The 14,335-nt window shown below is 68.5% G+C and carries 17 protein-coding genes; 9 read left to right on the forward strand and 8 right to left on the reverse strand.

The features are described 5' to 3' along the window. Positions 1 to 112 precede the first annotated feature (112 nt). Positions 113 to 730, forward strand: a complete 618-nt coding sequence (locus SM754_RS00455; RefSeq protein ID WP_323674251.1) for an L-threonylcarbamoyladenylate synthase — start codon at positions 113 to 115, stop codon at positions 728 to 730. A gap of 52 nt (positions 731 to 782) precedes the next feature. Then, positions 783 to 1,148, forward strand: a complete 366-nt coding sequence (locus SM754_RS00460) for a hypothetical protein (RefSeq protein ID WP_323674252.1) — start codon at positions 783 to 785, stop codon at positions 1,146 to 1,148. A gap of 21 nt (positions 1,149 to 1,169) precedes the next feature. On the opposite strand, the gene SM754_RS00465 is transcribed toward SM754_RS00460, so the two are convergent. Together SM754_RS00465 and SM754_RS00470 are read right to left on the reverse strand one after the other, a co-directional pair. After that, positions 1,170 to 1,880 (reverse strand): CRISPR-associated protein Cas4, encoded by a 711-nt coding sequence (locus SM754_RS00465; protein ID WP_323674253.1) that lies wholly within the window; start codon positions 1,878 to 1,880, stop codon positions 1,170 to 1,172. A 93-nt stretch (positions 1,881 to 1,973) separates the two neighbouring features. Beyond that, positions 1,974 to 2,594 carry a conditioned medium-induced protein 4 gene (locus SM754_RS00470; protein ID WP_323674254.1) on the reverse strand — a complete coding sequence of 207 codons (621 nt, stop codon included), beginning with the start codon at positions 2,592 to 2,594 and terminating at the stop codon, positions 1,974 to 1,976. A gap of 335 nt (positions 2,595 to 2,929) precedes the next feature. Between SM754_RS00470 and SM754_RS00475 the strand changes: the two genes are divergently transcribed. Then, positions 2,930 to 5,095, forward strand: a complete 2,166-nt coding sequence (locus tag SM754_RS00475; protein ID WP_323674255.1) for a (Fe-S)-binding protein — start codon at positions 2,930 to 2,932, stop codon at positions 5,093 to 5,095. A gap of 156 nt (positions 5,096 to 5,251) precedes the next feature. Here the strand turns inward: SM754_RS00475 and SM754_RS00480 are convergent, their stop codons facing one another. From SM754_RS00480 to SM754_RS00500, 5 genes are all read right to left on the reverse strand, one after another. Next, on the reverse strand, positions 5,252 to 5,698 hold the full coding sequence (locus SM754_RS00480; protein ID WP_323674256.1) for a DUF4870 domain-containing protein: 447 nt from the start codon (positions 5,696 to 5,698) through the stop codon (positions 5,252 to 5,254). A gap of 179 nt (positions 5,699 to 5,877) precedes the next feature. Continuing rightward, on the reverse strand, positions 5,878 to 6,216 hold the full coding sequence (locus tag SM754_RS00485; protein WP_323674257.1) for a hypothetical protein: 339 nt from the start codon (positions 6,214 to 6,216) through the stop codon (positions 5,878 to 5,880). Between the two features lie 113 nt (positions 6,217 to 6,329). Further along, the gene (locus tag SM754_RS00490; protein WP_323674258.1) at positions 6,330 to 6,884 is read right to left on the reverse strand and encodes a GNAT family N-acetyltransferase; all 555 of its coding nucleotides are present in this window, start codon (positions 6,882 to 6,884) and stop codon (positions 6,330 to 6,332) included. 61 nt (positions 6,885 to 6,945) lie between these two features. Beyond that, on the reverse strand, positions 6,946 to 7,488 hold the full coding sequence (locus tag SM754_RS00495) for a GNAT family N-acetyltransferase (RefSeq protein ID WP_323674259.1): 543 nt from the start codon (positions 7,486 to 7,488) through the stop codon (positions 6,946 to 6,948). A 62-nt stretch (positions 7,489 to 7,550) separates the two neighbouring features. Next, positions 7,551 to 8,195, reverse strand: coding sequence for a DedA family protein (locus tag SM754_RS00500; protein WP_323674260.1), 645 nt, complete (start codon positions 8,193 to 8,195; stop codon positions 7,551 to 7,553). Positions 8,196 to 8,398: 203 nt separating this feature from the next. Between SM754_RS00500 and hemB the strand changes: the two genes are divergently transcribed. The 6 genes from hemB (at position 8,399) to SM754_RS00530 (ending at position 13,895) form a co-directional block, all read left to right on the forward strand. Continuing rightward, a complete protein-coding gene (hemB, locus tag SM754_RS00505; protein WP_323674261.1) occupies positions 8,399 to 9,382 on the forward strand; it encodes a porphobilinogen synthase in 984 nt (327 codons plus the stop codon). Between the two features lie 164 nt (positions 9,383 to 9,546). Beyond that, positions 9,547 to 9,969 (forward strand): hypothetical protein, encoded by a 423-nt coding sequence (locus tag SM754_RS00510; protein ID WP_323674262.1) that lies wholly within the window; start codon positions 9,547 to 9,549, stop codon positions 9,967 to 9,969. A gap of 419 nt (positions 9,970 to 10,388) precedes the next feature. Continuing rightward, positions 10,389 to 10,547: a hypothetical protein gene (locus SM754_RS00515; protein WP_323674263.1), complete on the forward strand. Its 159-nt coding sequence runs from the start codon at positions 10,389 to 10,391 to the stop codon at positions 10,545 to 10,547. After that, positions 10,547 to 12,037, forward strand: a complete 1,491-nt coding sequence (locus SM754_RS00520) for an ammonium transporter (protein ID WP_323674264.1) — start codon at positions 10,547 to 10,549, stop codon at positions 12,035 to 12,037. The genes SM754_RS00515 and SM754_RS00520 overlap by 1 nt, the downstream gene beginning before the upstream one ends. Next, positions 12,030 to 12,383, forward strand: a complete 354-nt coding sequence (gene glnK1 / locus SM754_RS00525) for a nitrogen regulatory protein GlnK1 (protein ID WP_323674265.1) — start codon at positions 12,030 to 12,032, stop codon at positions 12,381 to 12,383. The genes SM754_RS00520 and glnK1 overlap by 8 nt, the downstream gene beginning before the upstream one ends. A gap of 201 nt (positions 12,384 to 12,584) precedes the next feature. Further along, on the forward strand, positions 12,585 to 13,895 hold the full coding sequence (locus tag SM754_RS00530; protein ID WP_323674266.1) for an O-acetylhomoserine aminocarboxypropyltransferase/cysteine synthase family protein: 1,311 nt from the start codon (positions 12,585 to 12,587) through the stop codon (positions 13,893 to 13,895). Positions 13,896 to 14,071: 176 nt separating this feature from the next. On the opposite strand, the gene SM754_RS00535 is transcribed toward SM754_RS00530, so the two are convergent. Further along, positions 14,072 to 14,266, reverse strand: a complete 195-nt coding sequence (locus SM754_RS00535) for a hypothetical protein (protein ID WP_323674267.1) — start codon at positions 14,264 to 14,266, stop codon at positions 14,072 to 14,074. Between the last annotated feature and the right edge of the window lie 69 nt (positions 14,267 to 14,335).

Consider the following 14,335-nt stretch of genomic DNA (forward strand, 5'->3'; position numbering starts at 1 on the left):
GACGCGAACGCAGTTCACTCTTTCAGTTCCGGGGCGACGCGAGCGTCACCGCGACCACTCGCCGGGGCGAGAACCAGCGGATTCTTGCGTTCGCCCGCCGTACCTCGTAGTGATGTCACGCGGAGACGACTCGACAGCTGCACGCGACGACGAGGTGACTGCCGCCGCGGCCGCCATCGCCGCCGGCGACCTCGTCGTGTATCCGACCGAGACCGTGTACGGCCTCGGCGCCGACGCGCTGAACGCCGACGCCGTCGAGCGCGCGTTCGACGCGAAGGGCCGGGACCGCTCGAAACCGCTCTCGCTCGGCGTGCCGAACGTCGCCGCCGCCCGCGAGCACGTGCACGCCGACGACCACACGATGGCGTTCATGCAGGCGTTCCTCCCCGGCCCCGTCACCGTCCTCTGCGAGCGCGCCGACCACGTCCCGGACGTCCTCGTCGCCGGCGGCGAGCGCGTCGGCGTCCGCGTTCCCGCGCACGACCTCGCGCTCGACCTCTACGCGGCCGCCGGCACGCCCGTCACCGCGACGAGCGCGAACCGCTCGGGGCACCCGAGCGTCCGCCACCCCGACGACCTCGACCCCGACTTTCTGGCAGCAGTCGATACCGTCCTCGACGGTGGCCGCACCGACGGCAGCGAGAGCACCGTCGTCGACCCCGCGACCGGGGAAATCCACCGTCGCGGGGCGCTCGCTGGCGCAATCGAAGCCTGGCTCGACGAGCACTGACTCCCCCGCCTCGGGAGAAGATATTCACGGGGCGCGGTCGACGATTCCGACAATGCGTCGACGAACTCGCATCGCCTGCTGTCTCGTGGTCGTCCTCGCGACCGCCGGGTGCCTGACCGCCGGCGGCGTCTCGAACGACGCGGCCACGGAGCGGGCGCTCGACGCCGAGGAGGCGTACATCACCGACCGGTTCGAGGACGCGCCCTGCGTCGAGAGCTGGAGTCCCACCTCGTTCGTCGGCATCGAGGAGGAGGCGACGGTCGTGAACCGGACCGCCGACGGCGTCCACGTCGACGTCACGCACCCGGTCTCGTACGCGACCGACGACGAGGAGGCCGACGTCGCGACCGACGCCACGTACCTCGTGACCGAGGACGCCGTCCGACGGCTCGGCGGCACGAACGTCTCGCCGTGCTGACCCGACCCGAGTACCAGCCGCTCAGCGTCCGGTGAGCCGCGACCGGAGCGTGCCGGTGCGAACGCCGCACTCGTCGGCGTAGTCGCAGGGTCCGCACTTCGACGCGTCGTCGCCGTCGAGGCGCGCGGGCGGTGCGTCGAGCTCTCGGACCGTTCGAATCGCCTCCCGGTACGCCGCCTTCTTCCGCGTCGTGAGGCGGACGCGGCGCACCACGCCGTACGCGGGATACTCGACGATCGCCTCGTCGACCCGACGCTCGCGCTCCCACGCGAGCGCCTTCGCCGCGGCGACCGCCCACACCGCGTGGGGCTCCCAGACGCCCTGCTCGGGCGGACGCCCCGTGGAGACGAGCGACGGGAGCGGCGGGTCCGGCAGGACCTTCGACGCGACGCCGTGGCACTCGCGCCCCGAGAGGAACACCTCGGTCCCGGCTGGCTCGCAGAGGTCCGGGAACCGCGGTTCGCGCTTGCGGACGCCGCGGACGCGCTCGCGCCACCGCTCGACCGGGACCTTCAGGAGAGACTCGTCCACGCTACCCGAGGTGTCGTCGTCGGACGGACGCGGGTCGGCGAGCGCGTCGTCGTACCGCGTGGCGAGCGCACGGACGGCGTCGACGTGCGCCGGCGGCGACCGGTCGTCGCGCTGGCGGGCGTACCAGAGCTGTCGCGGGCAGTACGCGGCGGTCCGGAGGTCGCTGAACGCGAGCACGCCGACGTTCGCGCCCCATCGCACAAAAGAGCGCGGGGGTGGTCGTCGGGCGAGGCGGGCGCGGTCGTGGAGCGTGGTCGTCGGACGGTGCGGGACCGGTCGCGGGACGGCGCGCGGCTAGAAGTCGACGTCGACCTCCATCCCCTCGGTCGCCTCGTCGAGGCCGTCCTCGCGAGCGGCGTCGAGGTCCGTGGAGAGCGCGGCGTCCGTGAGGACGTCGTCGAACGCGTCCCGGTACCGGTCGTTCGCGGCGCGCGAGCGCTCTCTCGCGTCGAGCGCGAGCACGTACCTGCGCGCGGTGCGCTCGTCCACGTCGAACGCGGTCTCGACGGCGTCCAGGCCGTCCTCGCGGGCGTCACGGAGGACGGCGACGGGGTCGCGGTCGTCGTCGACGGCCGCGTCGCCTTCGGCGGGGAGGTCGTCGTCGTCGACGAGGTGACAGTCCGTGCGGGCGACGAACACCTCGAACGCGTCGACGTCGGCGTCGAGCTCGCCGGCGATGGCGTCGTCGTCCGCGCCGTCGTAGACGAGCTGGACGAGTTCGACGAGCGCGTCGTCGTCGAGGTCGGTCCCGAACCCGTAGCGGTCCCGGAGGGTCTCGACGACGTCGTGGAGGGCGGCGTCGACGTCTGGGCGGTCTGTGAGGGAGCCACGGGACTCCTCCTGGGACTCGGTGACGGTGTCGTCACCGGCGACGTCCATGAAGATGTCACGCAGTTCCTCGGTCTTGCGGTCCATCACCGAGCACTCAACCGCTCGCGGTACATAAACGTACCACACCTTTCGAGCCCGGTAACATCCGTCTACGCACCGGTTCGGCGGACAGCAGTCCGTCTACCCACCGGTTCGGCTGACAACCATCGGCTACGACGCACGACGGGCACCGCCGCTCTCGGAAGTCCGTCGCTGGTCCTCCGGAGGTCACGACCAAGCGTCGACCCGGGGGTGAATCGCACGAAGGCAGCCCACTCCGACGTAGAAACCCTCAACTCCGGGAGGATTCTCGCAAGACGGGAGCGGTCCACCGACCGAGTGTGGCAAGATTTAAGCCCGAATCGCCCGGGTGATAGACTATGACAGTTCCGCTGGTACCGCTCGCCCAAGAGACGACCCGCCCGACGTTCTGGCAGATCAGTCACGTCGGCGAGGTCGTCTTCTACTACCTCGCCGCCGTCGCCATCGTCGTCTTCTGCTACGGCGTCTACGGTCGCTTCGCGCGCTACGCGCAAGGCGACGAGGACTGGTTCGAGCGCACCAACGACCTCGGCCGTCGCGTCCTCGAGGCGACGAAGATCGTCGCCTCGAACGAGAAACAGTTCGACAGGGACCTCTACGCCGGCGTGATGCACACGTTCATCCTCTGGGGGTTCCTCACGCTCACCATCGGGACGGGCATCCTCGCGGTGGACATGGACGGCTACCAGAAGTTCACGAAGTACGTCCTGAGCAACGAGGCGTCGTTCTTCGTCGGCGACTTCTACCTCGCGTACTCGCTCGTGATGGACGCGATGGGGCTCCTGTTCGTCGTCGGCGTCGGCATGGCCATCTACCGGCGGTACGTCGAACGGAACGGCCGCCTCTGGGGGAAGCACACGAGCGCCGAGGACGACCTCTTCGTGTGGACGCTGTTCTACCTCGGCGTCGGCGGCTACCTCACCGAGGGCGTCCGCATCCTCGGCACGGGCTTCCCGGACTTCGAGAACGTGAGCTTCGTCGGCTGGTTCGTCGCCGACGTCCTCGCGGCAGCGGGGGTGACCGAGTCGATGGCGACCGCCGTCTACCCGCTCACGTGGTGGACTCACGCCGTCGTCGCGCTCGTGTTCGTCGCCGCCATCCCGTACGCGAAGCCGTTCCACATGATCTCGAGCTTCGCGAACGTCGTCACGCGCGACGAGAAGGCCGGCAAGCGCCTCCCCGGCGTCCCGGCGGACCTCGACGCGGACACGGGCGCGGAGAGCATCGACTCCTTCAGCTGGAAGGAGATCCTCGACCAGGACGCGTGCACGAAGTGCGGCCGCTGCTCGTCGGTGTGTCCGGCGAACGCGAGCGGCCGGAACCTCGACCCGCGCGACGTCATCCTCGACCTCAAGCAGTACCGGGAGAACCTCGACGCCGGCGGCGACGAGAAGGCCATCGTCGCCGACGGCGGCTCCTCGGTCATCCAGGCGGAGACGATGGAGTCCTGCATGTCCTGCATGGCGTGCATGGACGCCTGTCCCGTCGAGATCGAGCACCTGAAGTCGTTCACGCGGATGAACCGCGAGCTCACGGACGCGGGCGAGATCGACTCGAACCTCCAGGACGTCTTCCAGAACGTCATGCAGAAGGGGAACACGTTCGGTGACCCGCAGCGGAAGCGCGCGGACTGGGCGGACCCCCTCGACTTCGAGGTCACCGATGCCCGCGAGGAGGAGGTCGAGTACCTCTGGTACGTCGGCGACTACCCGAGCTACGACGACCGGAACAAGAAGGTCGCGCGGTCGCTCGCGACCATCCTCCAGGAGGCAGACGTCTCCTTCGGTATCCTGTTCGACGACGAGAAGTACGACGGGAACGACATCCGCAGGGTCGGCGAGGAGTTCCTGTACGTCGAACTCGCCGGGCATCACGTCGAGTCGTTCGAGGACTGCGAGTTCGAGAAGCTCGTCTGCACGGACCCGCACAGCTACAACACGTTCAAGAACGAGTACCCGGAGGTCGACTTCGAGGAGTTCGCGGACGACCCGATGATGCCCTTCGAGTTCGAAGGGCAGTGGAACGCGGACGGCGAGATCGACGTCCGCCACTGGACGCAGGTCGTCGAGGAGCTCGTCGAGCGGAACGCGCTCGGGCTCTCCGGCACGGAACTGGATTACACGGTCACGTACCACGACCCGTGTCACCTCGGCCGGTACAACGACGAGTACGAGGCGCCCCGCGAGCTCGTGCAGGCGACGGGCTGCGAGCTCCACGAGATGCCCCGGAACCGCGCGGACTCGTTCTGCTGCGGTGGCGGCGGCGGTGGGCTGTGGATGGAGGTCGAGGAGGAGACGAAGCCGAGCGAGGAACGCCTCCGCGAAGCCCTGGAGGACACGGACGCCGGGAGTGCGGTCGAGAAGTTCGTCGTGGCGTGCCCGATGTGCATGACGATGTACGAGGACGGGCGGAAGACCGGCGGGTTCGAGGACGACATCGAGGTCGTCGACGTCGCGGAACTCATCGTCGAGGCACTCGACGTCGACGCTCAGATCGAGGTCTGAGGGCGGTCGGTCGTTCCGGTCGTCTGGATGGCGGTCCGTGGGCGTCGGTCGTCCAGCGTGACCGACGGTCTGGTGTCTCGGAGTGGCCATGGTGCGGTCGCTGTTCTCTGGAGTCGATGGAGGTGGAGAGCGATGGGTTCGGGTGGAGTCGGGGAATCAGGCGATGCGGTCGGCGATGCCGGCCGCGATGGGGATGCGCGTCCTCTTGCCCTGGTACGCGCGGAGCATGAGGAACAGCCAGAGGCCGAACCCGGCGAGTGCGACGAGCAGCCAGAGCAGGCTGATGACGAGGGAGACGAGCCCGAAGGCGAGAGTGGCGGTGGTCCCGGCCCCGCCGAGGACGCTGAGGACGGTCGTGACGATGGTGGTGGCGATGGCGAGGACGAAGAAGCCGACGGAGACGACGATGCTCTGTGCGGCGTGGAACCGGACGAACTCGTCCTCGGGTTCGAGGACGTAGAAGACGATGCCGGTGAGGGCGCCGAACAGGTACGCGAGTGCGCCGGCGACGTTCGAGTCGAGGCCGGTGCTGGTGGGTTGCTGGACGGTCTCTGTGCTGTGCTCGGTGGTGGACGTGTCGGTGTTGACGTCTTCGGTTGCCATAATGTGGCTCGGTACCAATTACCGCACGCGACGTAATAAATACGGCAGATGTGTAAGAAATAACATGGTTATAGTATGGTTCTTATACGGCTACGAACCGGACGTAGTGGTCACAAAGCGGCCACTAGAGGTAGACATACGACCGGAAAATATAGGCTACCGTATGTTTTCGCGTGAGTTCAGGCCTCGACGCTCTCGTCGAGGTCGACCGCGACCGAGTCCGAGTCCTCGCGGACGACGTCCTCGACGCCCTCGACGTCGTCGGAGAGCATGCGGCGTGCGATGGTCCGGATACCGACCGCGAGCACGACGAGGAACGCCGCGCGTCCGAGCGTGCGGCCGATAGACCGACTCGAACCGTCGACATCGTCCATCTCCATCTCGACGTCCACGTCGCCGTCTATGTCTTCGTCCGTGTCGTCGAGCAGCTCCGCGGCCGCCTCCGGCGTCGAACCGACGGCGTTGCTGAATCGGGCGTCGTCGAGGTGCAGCTCCAGGAGTGTGAACTTCTTGACCATGAACACTGATACGACGGCCGAGGCGATATACTTAGTGTGACACCTGGTGGCCACGTTCTCGACACCCGGTCACCAGGTGGTTCCACGCGCGACCGTCGACCGGAGCCACCAGGTCAGCTCTCGCGCTCCCGCCAGTCGGACTCCAACAACCCGAAGTAGAGCGTGTCGACGTACTCGCCGTCGACGAACTGGTTCTCGCGGAGCCGTCCCTCCCGCTCGAACCCGAGCTTCTCCCAAACCCGCCGGGAGGCGTCGTTCGTCGCCATCACGCGCGCCTGCACCCGGTGGAGGTTCCGCTCGTCGAACGCGTACGCGACGAGCAGCCGGCTCGCCTCGGTCCCGTACCCCTCGCCCCAGTGGTCGGGATGGACGGCGATGGCGACCTCGCCCCAGCGCGTCCGCTCGTGGATCTTGAAGAGGGCGATGTCCCCGACCGCCTCGGGCTCATCGTCGTCGCCCTCGACGCAGATGAGGAGGTTCACCGAGTCGTCGTCGCTGACGACCTCCTCGTAGAACTCCTCGGTGCCGTGCATCGTCGTCGGCGTCGCCGACGTCAGCGGCCGCCGAACCCGCGGGTCGTTCACGTTCTCGTTCAGGAGTTCGAGGTCGTCCTCTTCGACGGTGTGGAGGGAGACGCGGTCGCCACGGAGGAAGGCTGCACCAGGCATACTCCCCGGTTCCTGTGACGCCACAAAAGGCGTTGGGGCGGCGTGAGAGTGCGTCCCGCGGTCAGTCGCGCCGGTCGCGCCACTCGTCGGCGAGGACGCCGTAGACGTGCATGTCGCGGTACTCGCCGTCCATGAACTCGCTCTCGCGGTGGACGCCCTCGTGCTCGAACCCGAGCTTCTCCCAGATGCGCTTCGAGCCGTCGTTCCCCTCGATGTGCTTCGCCATCATCCGGTGGACGTTCCGCTCGTCGAACGCGTAGTCGACGAACCGCTCGCAGGCCTCGGTCCCGTACCCCTCGCCCCAGTACGGCTGCGCGACCCAGACGCCGATCTCGGCCTCGCGCGTCCGGTCGTCGACGTGCAGCCCGACCTCCCCCACGGGCTCCGGGTCGCCGTCGTCGTCCTCGCGGCAGACGAGGAGGCCGGTGCCGTCGTCGTCCTCGAAGAGGTACGTCTCGACGTCGTCGCGGTTCTCCGGGTACGGCCAGATGTACGATTGATGCACGGCGGGTGGGTTCTTGTGCTCGTGGACGAAGTCCACGTCCTCCTCCTCTATCGTCCGCAGCGTCAACCGGTCGGTCTCCAGGAAGCGTGCGCCGGGCATACGACGACGATTCGACGCCGCGAGAAAAGCCCTTGTGGGTGTGTGCGGGTCCGTGACGGGGGTCAGAGGGCGCCGAGTTCGAGGACGCCGAGCCACGCGAGCGCGAGCCACGTCTGGAACAGGACGCTCCCGACCGCGGAGAGCGCGACGAACTCGACGTCGTCCATGTCCGCGAAGCCAGCGGGGACGGTGAGCATCCCGCGCGTGAACAGCAGCGCGTTCGAGAGGAGGACGGCGGCGCGCCCCCAGCGGTCGAACCAGCCTTCGAAGCGCGCGAGCCGGCTCTCGCTCACGCGGAACCACGTCCGCTCCAGGAGCCAGTCGCGACCGGTGCGCTTCGCGAGCGTGAACAGCGCGTACTGGCCGACGGTCGCGCCGGCGGCGGCGACGAGGACGAGGGCCGCGATGGTCCGGAGGTCGCCGGTGCTCGCGGCGAGCAACTGGATGCTCGCGGGTACGAGCGCCTCGCTCGGCGCGAAGTACAGGAGCATCGCGCCTTCGAGGACGAGGATGGCGAACAGCGCGACCATCCCGTATCGGTCGAGGTACGCCCGTGCGAGGGACTCGTCGCCGACGAGGAACAGCGCGACGCCGGCGGCGGCGAGGAGCGCGAACCCGACGGCGACCGCGAGCGGCCCGTATTCCGCGAGCAGCCATCGCAGGCCGTCATCTCGCGGTTGCGTGCCGTCGGCGACGTCGGTCGTCATTCGACATACAGTCACGAGTCGGCAGGTAAATGCGTTGTGTCACGCAGCCCTGTGACGCGACCACTCACGACCCCTGGCTCGCTGGCGGCGCCCCCGTGACGACGGGGTGCGTCCCGTGACGACGGAGTGGGTCCCGTGGTTCGCTCGCGGTGGTCGTCGTCGAGAGCGCTACGCTTACCCCGGGCGACCCCGGAGTGACCGGTATGGAGCGTACCGAGCGTCCGCGCCGCCTCCGGAAGGACGGCGTGCGCGAGCTGGTGAGCGAGACGACGGTGGACGCGACGGACCTCGTCGCGCCCGTGTTCGTGGACGCGACGACGGACGAGCGCGTCCCGATCGAGTCGATGCCGGGCCACGAGCGCGTGCCGGTCGAGGAGGCGGTGGCGCGCGTCGAGGAGGTCCTGGAGACGGGCGTGGAGGCCGTGATGCTGTTCGGAATCCCCGAATCCAAGGACGAGACCGGGTCGCGTGCGTGGGCCGGCGACGGCGTCGTGCAGGAGGCGACGCGGCGGGTGACGGACGCGACGGACGCGTACGTCATCACGGACGTGTGTCTCTGCGAGTACACCGAGCACGGGCACTGTGGGGTATTGGAGCCTCACGCACACGAGCACGCCGAGCTCACGGTCGAGAACGACGAGACGCTGCCGTTGCTCGGGAGCGTCGCGGTGAGTCACGCCAAGGCGGGCGCGGACATGGTGGCGCCGTCGGGGATGATGGACGGGATGGTCGGCACGATCCGCGGAGCGCTCGACGATTCCGGGCACGCGGACGTCCCCATCCTCTCGTACGCGGCGAAGTACGAGTCGGCGTACTACGGGCCGTTCCGGGACGCCGCGGACGGTGCGCCCGCGTTCGGTGACCGCCGGCACTACCAGATGGACCCCGCGAACCGCCGGGAGGCCGGGCGGGAGGTCCGGCTGGACGTCGAGGAGGGCGCGGACGTCCTCATGGTCAAGCCCGCACTCCCGTACCTGGATATCGTCGCGGACGTCCGCCGAGAGTTCGACCGGCCGGTGGCGGCGTACAACGTCTCCGGCGAGTACGCGATGCTGCACGCCGCCGCGGAGAAGGGCTGGCTCGACCTCGAAGCCACGGCCAGGGAGTCCGTGCTCTCGATCAAGCGTGCCGGCGCGGACCTCGTCGTGACGTACTTCGCGGAACTGCTCGCCGAGAGCGACGACTGAGGCGGTCAGCGCGTCGCTCACGCGGGACGATTCGTTCGCCCGGCGGCTACGTTCTCGGGTCCGCTCGACCGCTACGTCGGGTGGTCGAATCGAGCCTGGTGGGTCGATCGTGAACGACCGCGAGTTTGGAAATCGTTATGATGCACGGCTGTCGGTGTGGGTACATGAACAGGCGAGATGTTCTGAAGCGGACCGCGGCTGCGACGGCAGCGGGCGGGATGGCATCGGTAGCTGGCTGTGGCGTGCTCGGGAGCTGTGGCCCCGGCGAGAACGAGATCGGTGCGCTGGCGGAGCGAGCGCGCGAGCAGGAGGAGGAGAACGAGACCGAGGGCGGGGAGGGCTCGGAATCGCAGACGACCGAGGAGCTCCCGCGGGTCGTCGGGTCGATCGAGAAGGCGACGCAGTCCGAGATCATCGTCGACGACGGCACCGGGCGTGCGTCCCTCCAGACGCTCGGTGGCGGGTTCCAGCTGCAGAACATCGAGAACGGCGACTGCGCGTACGCCGTCGGGTTCCCCATCGAACCCGAGGCGGAGACGGACGCCGACGTGACGATCATCGTCACGGACATCGGCCTGGAGGAGTAGCGTCACGGCCGCCGGGCTGGAGGGGTCGCGTCGCGGGTGCGGTCGCGACCCGGTCGTCGACGCCGTGAAGCCGTTCTGGTCGGGTCTCTGCGGTCGCGCGTGCAAGATTTGCCGGCCTCGAAGGTCGACGCTTGCTTGCGGTTCTCCAGTCCGAATCAGAGTGCCGTGGTGACGCGTGTCACTGGGGTCGGTCTTCCGGAGCGTCCGCGGAGTCGACGAACGTCGGATTCCGTGCTGGCGAACGCCCGGTTTCTGGACGCTTTACATCCTTAAACAGACTTGATTCGATTGAAGTTCGTACGAACGTCCATCATGGTGTTGGTATTGTGGACGTTCGGTAACGCTAATCCTTATGTACTGTGCTATGATGACGACTATCCGTGACTCGGAACACGAACGCGTGTAAATGCGGACGTATCGTGGACGAACGGTCAGCCACTGACGGAACGGGTGGCGGGTTCGAGGACTCGTCGACGGACCCCGGCTCGGCAGCGCGGCGCACGGCCGACGCCGACGCGGCGGAGCCGCGCGCGGTCAACGACGACCTGCTCGCGACGCTCGCGGAGGTCGAGCTCTGATGCTCGACGGCCTCGCACTCCAGGTCGACCCCACCGCCGTCGCGAACAGCATCAACGCCGTCTGGGTGCTCGTCGTCTCCTTCCTGATCTTCTTCATGCAGCCCGGCTTCGCGCTCCTCGAAGCCGGCCAGGTACGCGCGAAGAACGTCGGGAACGTCCTCATGAAGAACATGACCGACTGGGGGCTCGGCGTCCTCGTGTACTTCGTCGTCGGCGCCGGCTTCGCCGGCGTCGTCGCCGCACTCACGTCGGGGTCGGCGTTCGACGTCATGGGCGCGTTCTCGCACGTCGGCGCCGCGGACTCCTGGATCGGCTGGGTGTTCGGCGCCGTCTTCGCGATGACCGCGGCGACGATCGTCTCCGGCGCCGTCGCCGAACGCATGGACTTCAAAGCCTACGTCCTGTTCGTCGTCGCCATCACCGCCATCATCTACCCGACCGTCCAGGGCCTCACCTGGGCGGGCGGCCTCCTCTCCGGCCCGGTCGAGGGCGGCACCGGCGGGTTCCTCGGTGAAGCGCTCGGCGTCGGCTACCTCGACTTCGCCGGCGCGACCGTCGTCCACATGGTCGGCGGCCTCGCCGGCCTCGTCGCCGCGAAGATGGTCGGCCCGCGCAAGGGCCGGTTCGACGAGAACGGCGACAGCCAGCCCATCCCCGGGCACTCGATGCTGCTCGCGGTCCTGGGAACGCTCATCCTCGCGTTCGGCTGGTACGCGTTCAACGTCGGCACGCAGGCGACCGTGCTCTCGGTCGCCGACGACGGCTCCGTCGCGTTCATGGGCGCCGCACTCGGTCGCGTCGTCCTCGTCACCACGCTCGGCATGGGCGCCGGGTCGGTCGCCGCGATGCTCGTCTCGACGTTCTGGCAGGGCAAACCCGACCCGCTCTGGATGGCCAACGGCCTGCTCGCCGGGCTCGTCGCGGTCACGGGCGCCGTCCCGCACGTCACGTGGTGGGGCGGCCTCGTCATCGGCGCCATCGGCGGTGCGCTCGTCCTGCCCGCGTACCGGTGGACGGTCGACTCCCTCAAGATCGACGACGTCTGCGGCGTCTTCGCGGTGCACGGCGCGGCCGGCGGCGTCGGCACCATCCTCATCCCGTTCTTCGGCGCGTCCAGTAGCGGGGTCGCCATCCTCGGCGACGGCTGGGCGTTCCTCGGCGTCGACCAGCTCGCGATGCAGGTCGTCGGCGTCGCCGTCATCGGCACGTGGACGGTGCTCGCGACCGGCGGCGTGTTCCTCGCGCTCGACGCACTCGTCGGCCTCCGCGTCACCGAGGAGGAGGAGGAAGCGGGCCTGGACGCGGGCGAACACGGCATCTCGACGTACCCCGAGTTCGTCGGGGACGCCAGCCCCGAGTCCGGTCGCGCGACGGTGACGACCGACGGCGGCACGAACGTCCGCACCGACGGCGGCGCCGACGCGGTCGACACCACGGACGCGACCGCGGATGCCTCGGACGCTGCCACGGGAGGTGAGAGCGATGACTGACAGCGACATCGAGATGGTCGTCGCCATCATCCGCCCCGACCGCCTCACGGAGGTCAAGCGCGCGCTCTCCGAAGCCGGTGCACCGTCGCTGACGGTCACGGACGTCTCCGGGCGCGGCAGTCAGCCCGCGAAGAAGAGCCAGTGGCGCGGCGAGGAGTACGTCGTCGACCTCCACCAGAAGGTGAAGGTGGAGACAGTCGTCGCGGAGGTCCCCGCCGAGGACGTCGTCGACGCCATCGCGGAGGCCGCACACACCGGCGAGAAGGGCGACGGGAAGATATTCGTCCTCCCGGTCGCGGACGCCTACCAGGTCCGGACCGGCAAGACCGGCACCGACGCCGTCTGACGGCGCCCTCTCGCCACGCACGACCACCGATTCGAGTTCGTTCCTCGGTTCCTCGTTCGACCCGGTCCCTCGACTCGACCCTGTTCCTCGACCCGCCGCTTCGACTCGGTTCGACGCCTCGCTGCTTCGACTCGGTCGTAGACGCCGGCAAGAGTCACCACACTCCACTTGGCTAAGGGCGTCGACGCCCTAGAGGGGTCTATGACAGACGAAGCAGCCGACGATACCGACGACCGCGGGTTCGCCACCGAGTCGCTGCACGCCGGGCAGGAGCCGGACTCGGCGACGGGCGCGCGCGCGCCGCCGCTCTACCAGACGACGAGCTACGTGTTCGAGGACGCCGAGGACGCGGCGAGCCAGTTCGCGCTCGAGAAACCCGGGTACATCTACTCGCGCCTGATGAACCCGACCGTGGAGACGCTTCAGGAGCGTCTCGCGGCGCTCGAGGGCGGCGTCGGCGCGGTCGCGACGTCCTCGGGGATGGCGGCACTGAACCTCGTCACGTTCCTGCTCGCGGACGCCGGCGACAACGTCGTCTCCTCGAAGTCGCTGTACGGCGGCACCGCGACGTACCTCACGCACAGCGTCGAACGCAACGGCGTGACGACGCGGTTCGTGGACGCGCTCGACTACGACGCCTACGATGAGGCCATCGACGAGGACACCGCGTACGTCCACCTGGAGACCATCGGGAACCCCGCGCTGGACACGCCGGACATCGAGCGCGTCGCGGACATCGCGCACGACCACGACGTCCCGCTGTTCGTCGACAACACGTTCGCCACACCGCACCTCTGCAACCCCATCGAGTACGGCGCGGACCTCGTCTGGGAGTCCACGACGAAGTGGATCCACGGCTCGGGGACGACCGTCGGCGGGGTCGTCGTCGACGGCGGGACGTTCGACTGGGGCGAGCACGCCGCCAAGTTCCCGGAGATCGGCGGGGAGAACCCCGCGTATCACGGCGTGAACTTCGCGGAGACGTTCGGCGACGCGGCGTTCACGTACGCCGCCATCGCGCGCGGCCTCCGCGACCTCGGGAACCAGCAGAGCCCGTTCGACGCCTGGCAGACCCTGCAGGGCTTGGAGACGCTCCCGCTCCGCGTCGACCGCCACTGCGAGAACGCGATGACCGTCGCCGAGTACCTCCAGGACCACGAGGACGTCGCGTGGGTGAACTACCCCGGCCTCGAATCCCACCCGACTCACGAGAACGCGAAGAAGTACCTCGACGGCGGCTACGGCGGCATGATCACGTTCGGCCTCGAGGACGGCTACGAGGCCGCCCGCGGCACCGTCGAGAACACGAACCTCGCGAGTCTGCTCGCGAACGTCGGCGACGCGAAGACCCTCATCATCCACCCCGCGTCGACGACCCACCAGCAGCTCACCGACGAGGAACAGGAGGAGGCCGGCGTCACCGACGACCTCGTCCGCCTCTCCGTCGGTATCGAGGACCCCGCGGACATCGTCGCCGACCTCGCCGACGCCATCGAGACCGCCTCCAACTGAGCACGCGTCCGGCGGCCGTCAGGACGTCGTTTCGGGAGTCGAGCTGCCCACCCTGTCGAAATTCTCACTCGGTGACAGCGGCCGTCTCGGTCGCGTCAACTCGCCGCGGCTCTCGTCCTCCGAAGTAGTAGAGGTGGCGTCCACGTGACGGAGATAGCTTGCGCGTGTTGGTCGTGTCAATCGAAGACCGTCGCGAGCGCAGAGACGAGTACGGCGGCGACGGTTCCGACGAGGAGGCCGACGACCGCAGCCGCAATCACCGAAAGGTACAGTGACGACGCCGTGACGGCCACGACCACAGCGATAACTACCGGGAGTTGCAGCGCAAACCGGGAGGCAAATCCGAAAGTCGTCTCGGATGGAGCGGCCATGTTCGATGACTGTTAGCTCTAGCAAAAAATCTTCCCTCTCGATAGGTTCGCAAGAGCACGCAACAGCAG

The organism is Halorubellus amylolyticus (assembly GCF_034808145.1).
GTDB lineage: Archaea > Halobacteriota > Halobacteria > Halobacteriales > Natrialbaceae > Halorubellus.

What these genes read in the sequence shown, in the direction of transcription:
- SM754_RS00455 (WP_323674251.1), top strand. Translation starts at nt 113, where the DNA reads ATGTCACGCGGAGACGACTCGACAGCTGCACGCGACGACGAGGTGACT.
- SM754_RS00460 (WP_323674252.1), top strand. Translation starts at nt 783, where the DNA reads ATGCGTCGACGAACTCGCATCGCCTGCTGTCTCGTGGTCGTCCTCGCG.
- SM754_RS00470 (WP_323674254.1), bottom strand. Translation starts at nt 2,594, where the DNA reads ATGGACCGCAAGACCGAGGAACTGCGTGACATCTTCATGGACGTCGCC.
- SM754_RS00475 (WP_323674255.1), top strand. Translation starts at nt 2,930, where the DNA reads ATGACAGTTCCGCTGGTACCGCTCGCCCAAGAGACGACCCGCCCGACG.
- SM754_RS00480 (WP_323674256.1), bottom strand. Translation starts at nt 5,698, where the DNA reads ATGGCAACCGAAGACGTCAACACCGACACGTCCACCACCGAGCACAGC.
- SM754_RS00485 (WP_323674257.1), bottom strand. Translation starts at nt 6,216, where the DNA reads ATGGTCAAGAAGTTCACACTCCTGGAGCTGCACCTCGACGACGCCCGA.
- SM754_RS00490 (WP_323674258.1), bottom strand. Translation starts at nt 6,884, where the DNA reads ATGCCTGGTGCAGCCTTCCTCCGTGGCGACCGCGTCTCCCTCCACACC.
- SM754_RS00495 (WP_323674259.1), bottom strand. Translation starts at nt 7,488, where the DNA reads ATGCCCGGCGCACGCTTCCTGGAGACCGACCGGTTGACGCTGCGGACG.
- SM754_RS00500 (WP_323674260.1), bottom strand. Translation starts at nt 8,195, where the DNA reads ATGACGACCGACGTCGCCGACGGCACGCAACCGCGAGATGACGGCCTG.
- hemB (WP_323674261.1), top strand. Translation starts at nt 8,399, where the DNA reads ATGGAGCGTACCGAGCGTCCGCGCCGCCTCCGGAAGGACGGCGTGCGC.
- SM754_RS00510 (WP_323674262.1), top strand. Translation starts at nt 9,547, where the DNA reads ATGAACAGGCGAGATGTTCTGAAGCGGACCGCGGCTGCGACGGCAGCG.
- SM754_RS00520 (WP_323674264.1), top strand. Translation starts at nt 10,547, where the DNA reads ATGCTCGACGGCCTCGCACTCCAGGTCGACCCCACCGCCGTCGCGAAC.
- glnK1 (WP_323674265.1), top strand. Translation starts at nt 12,030, where the DNA reads ATGACTGACAGCGACATCGAGATGGTCGTCGCCATCATCCGCCCCGAC.
- SM754_RS00530 (WP_323674266.1), top strand. Translation starts at nt 12,585, where the DNA reads ATGACAGACGAAGCAGCCGACGATACCGACGACCGCGGGTTCGCCACC.
- SM754_RS00535 (WP_323674267.1), bottom strand. Translation starts at nt 14,266, where the DNA reads ATGGCCGCTCCATCCGAGACGACTTTCGGATTTGCCTCCCGGTTTGCG.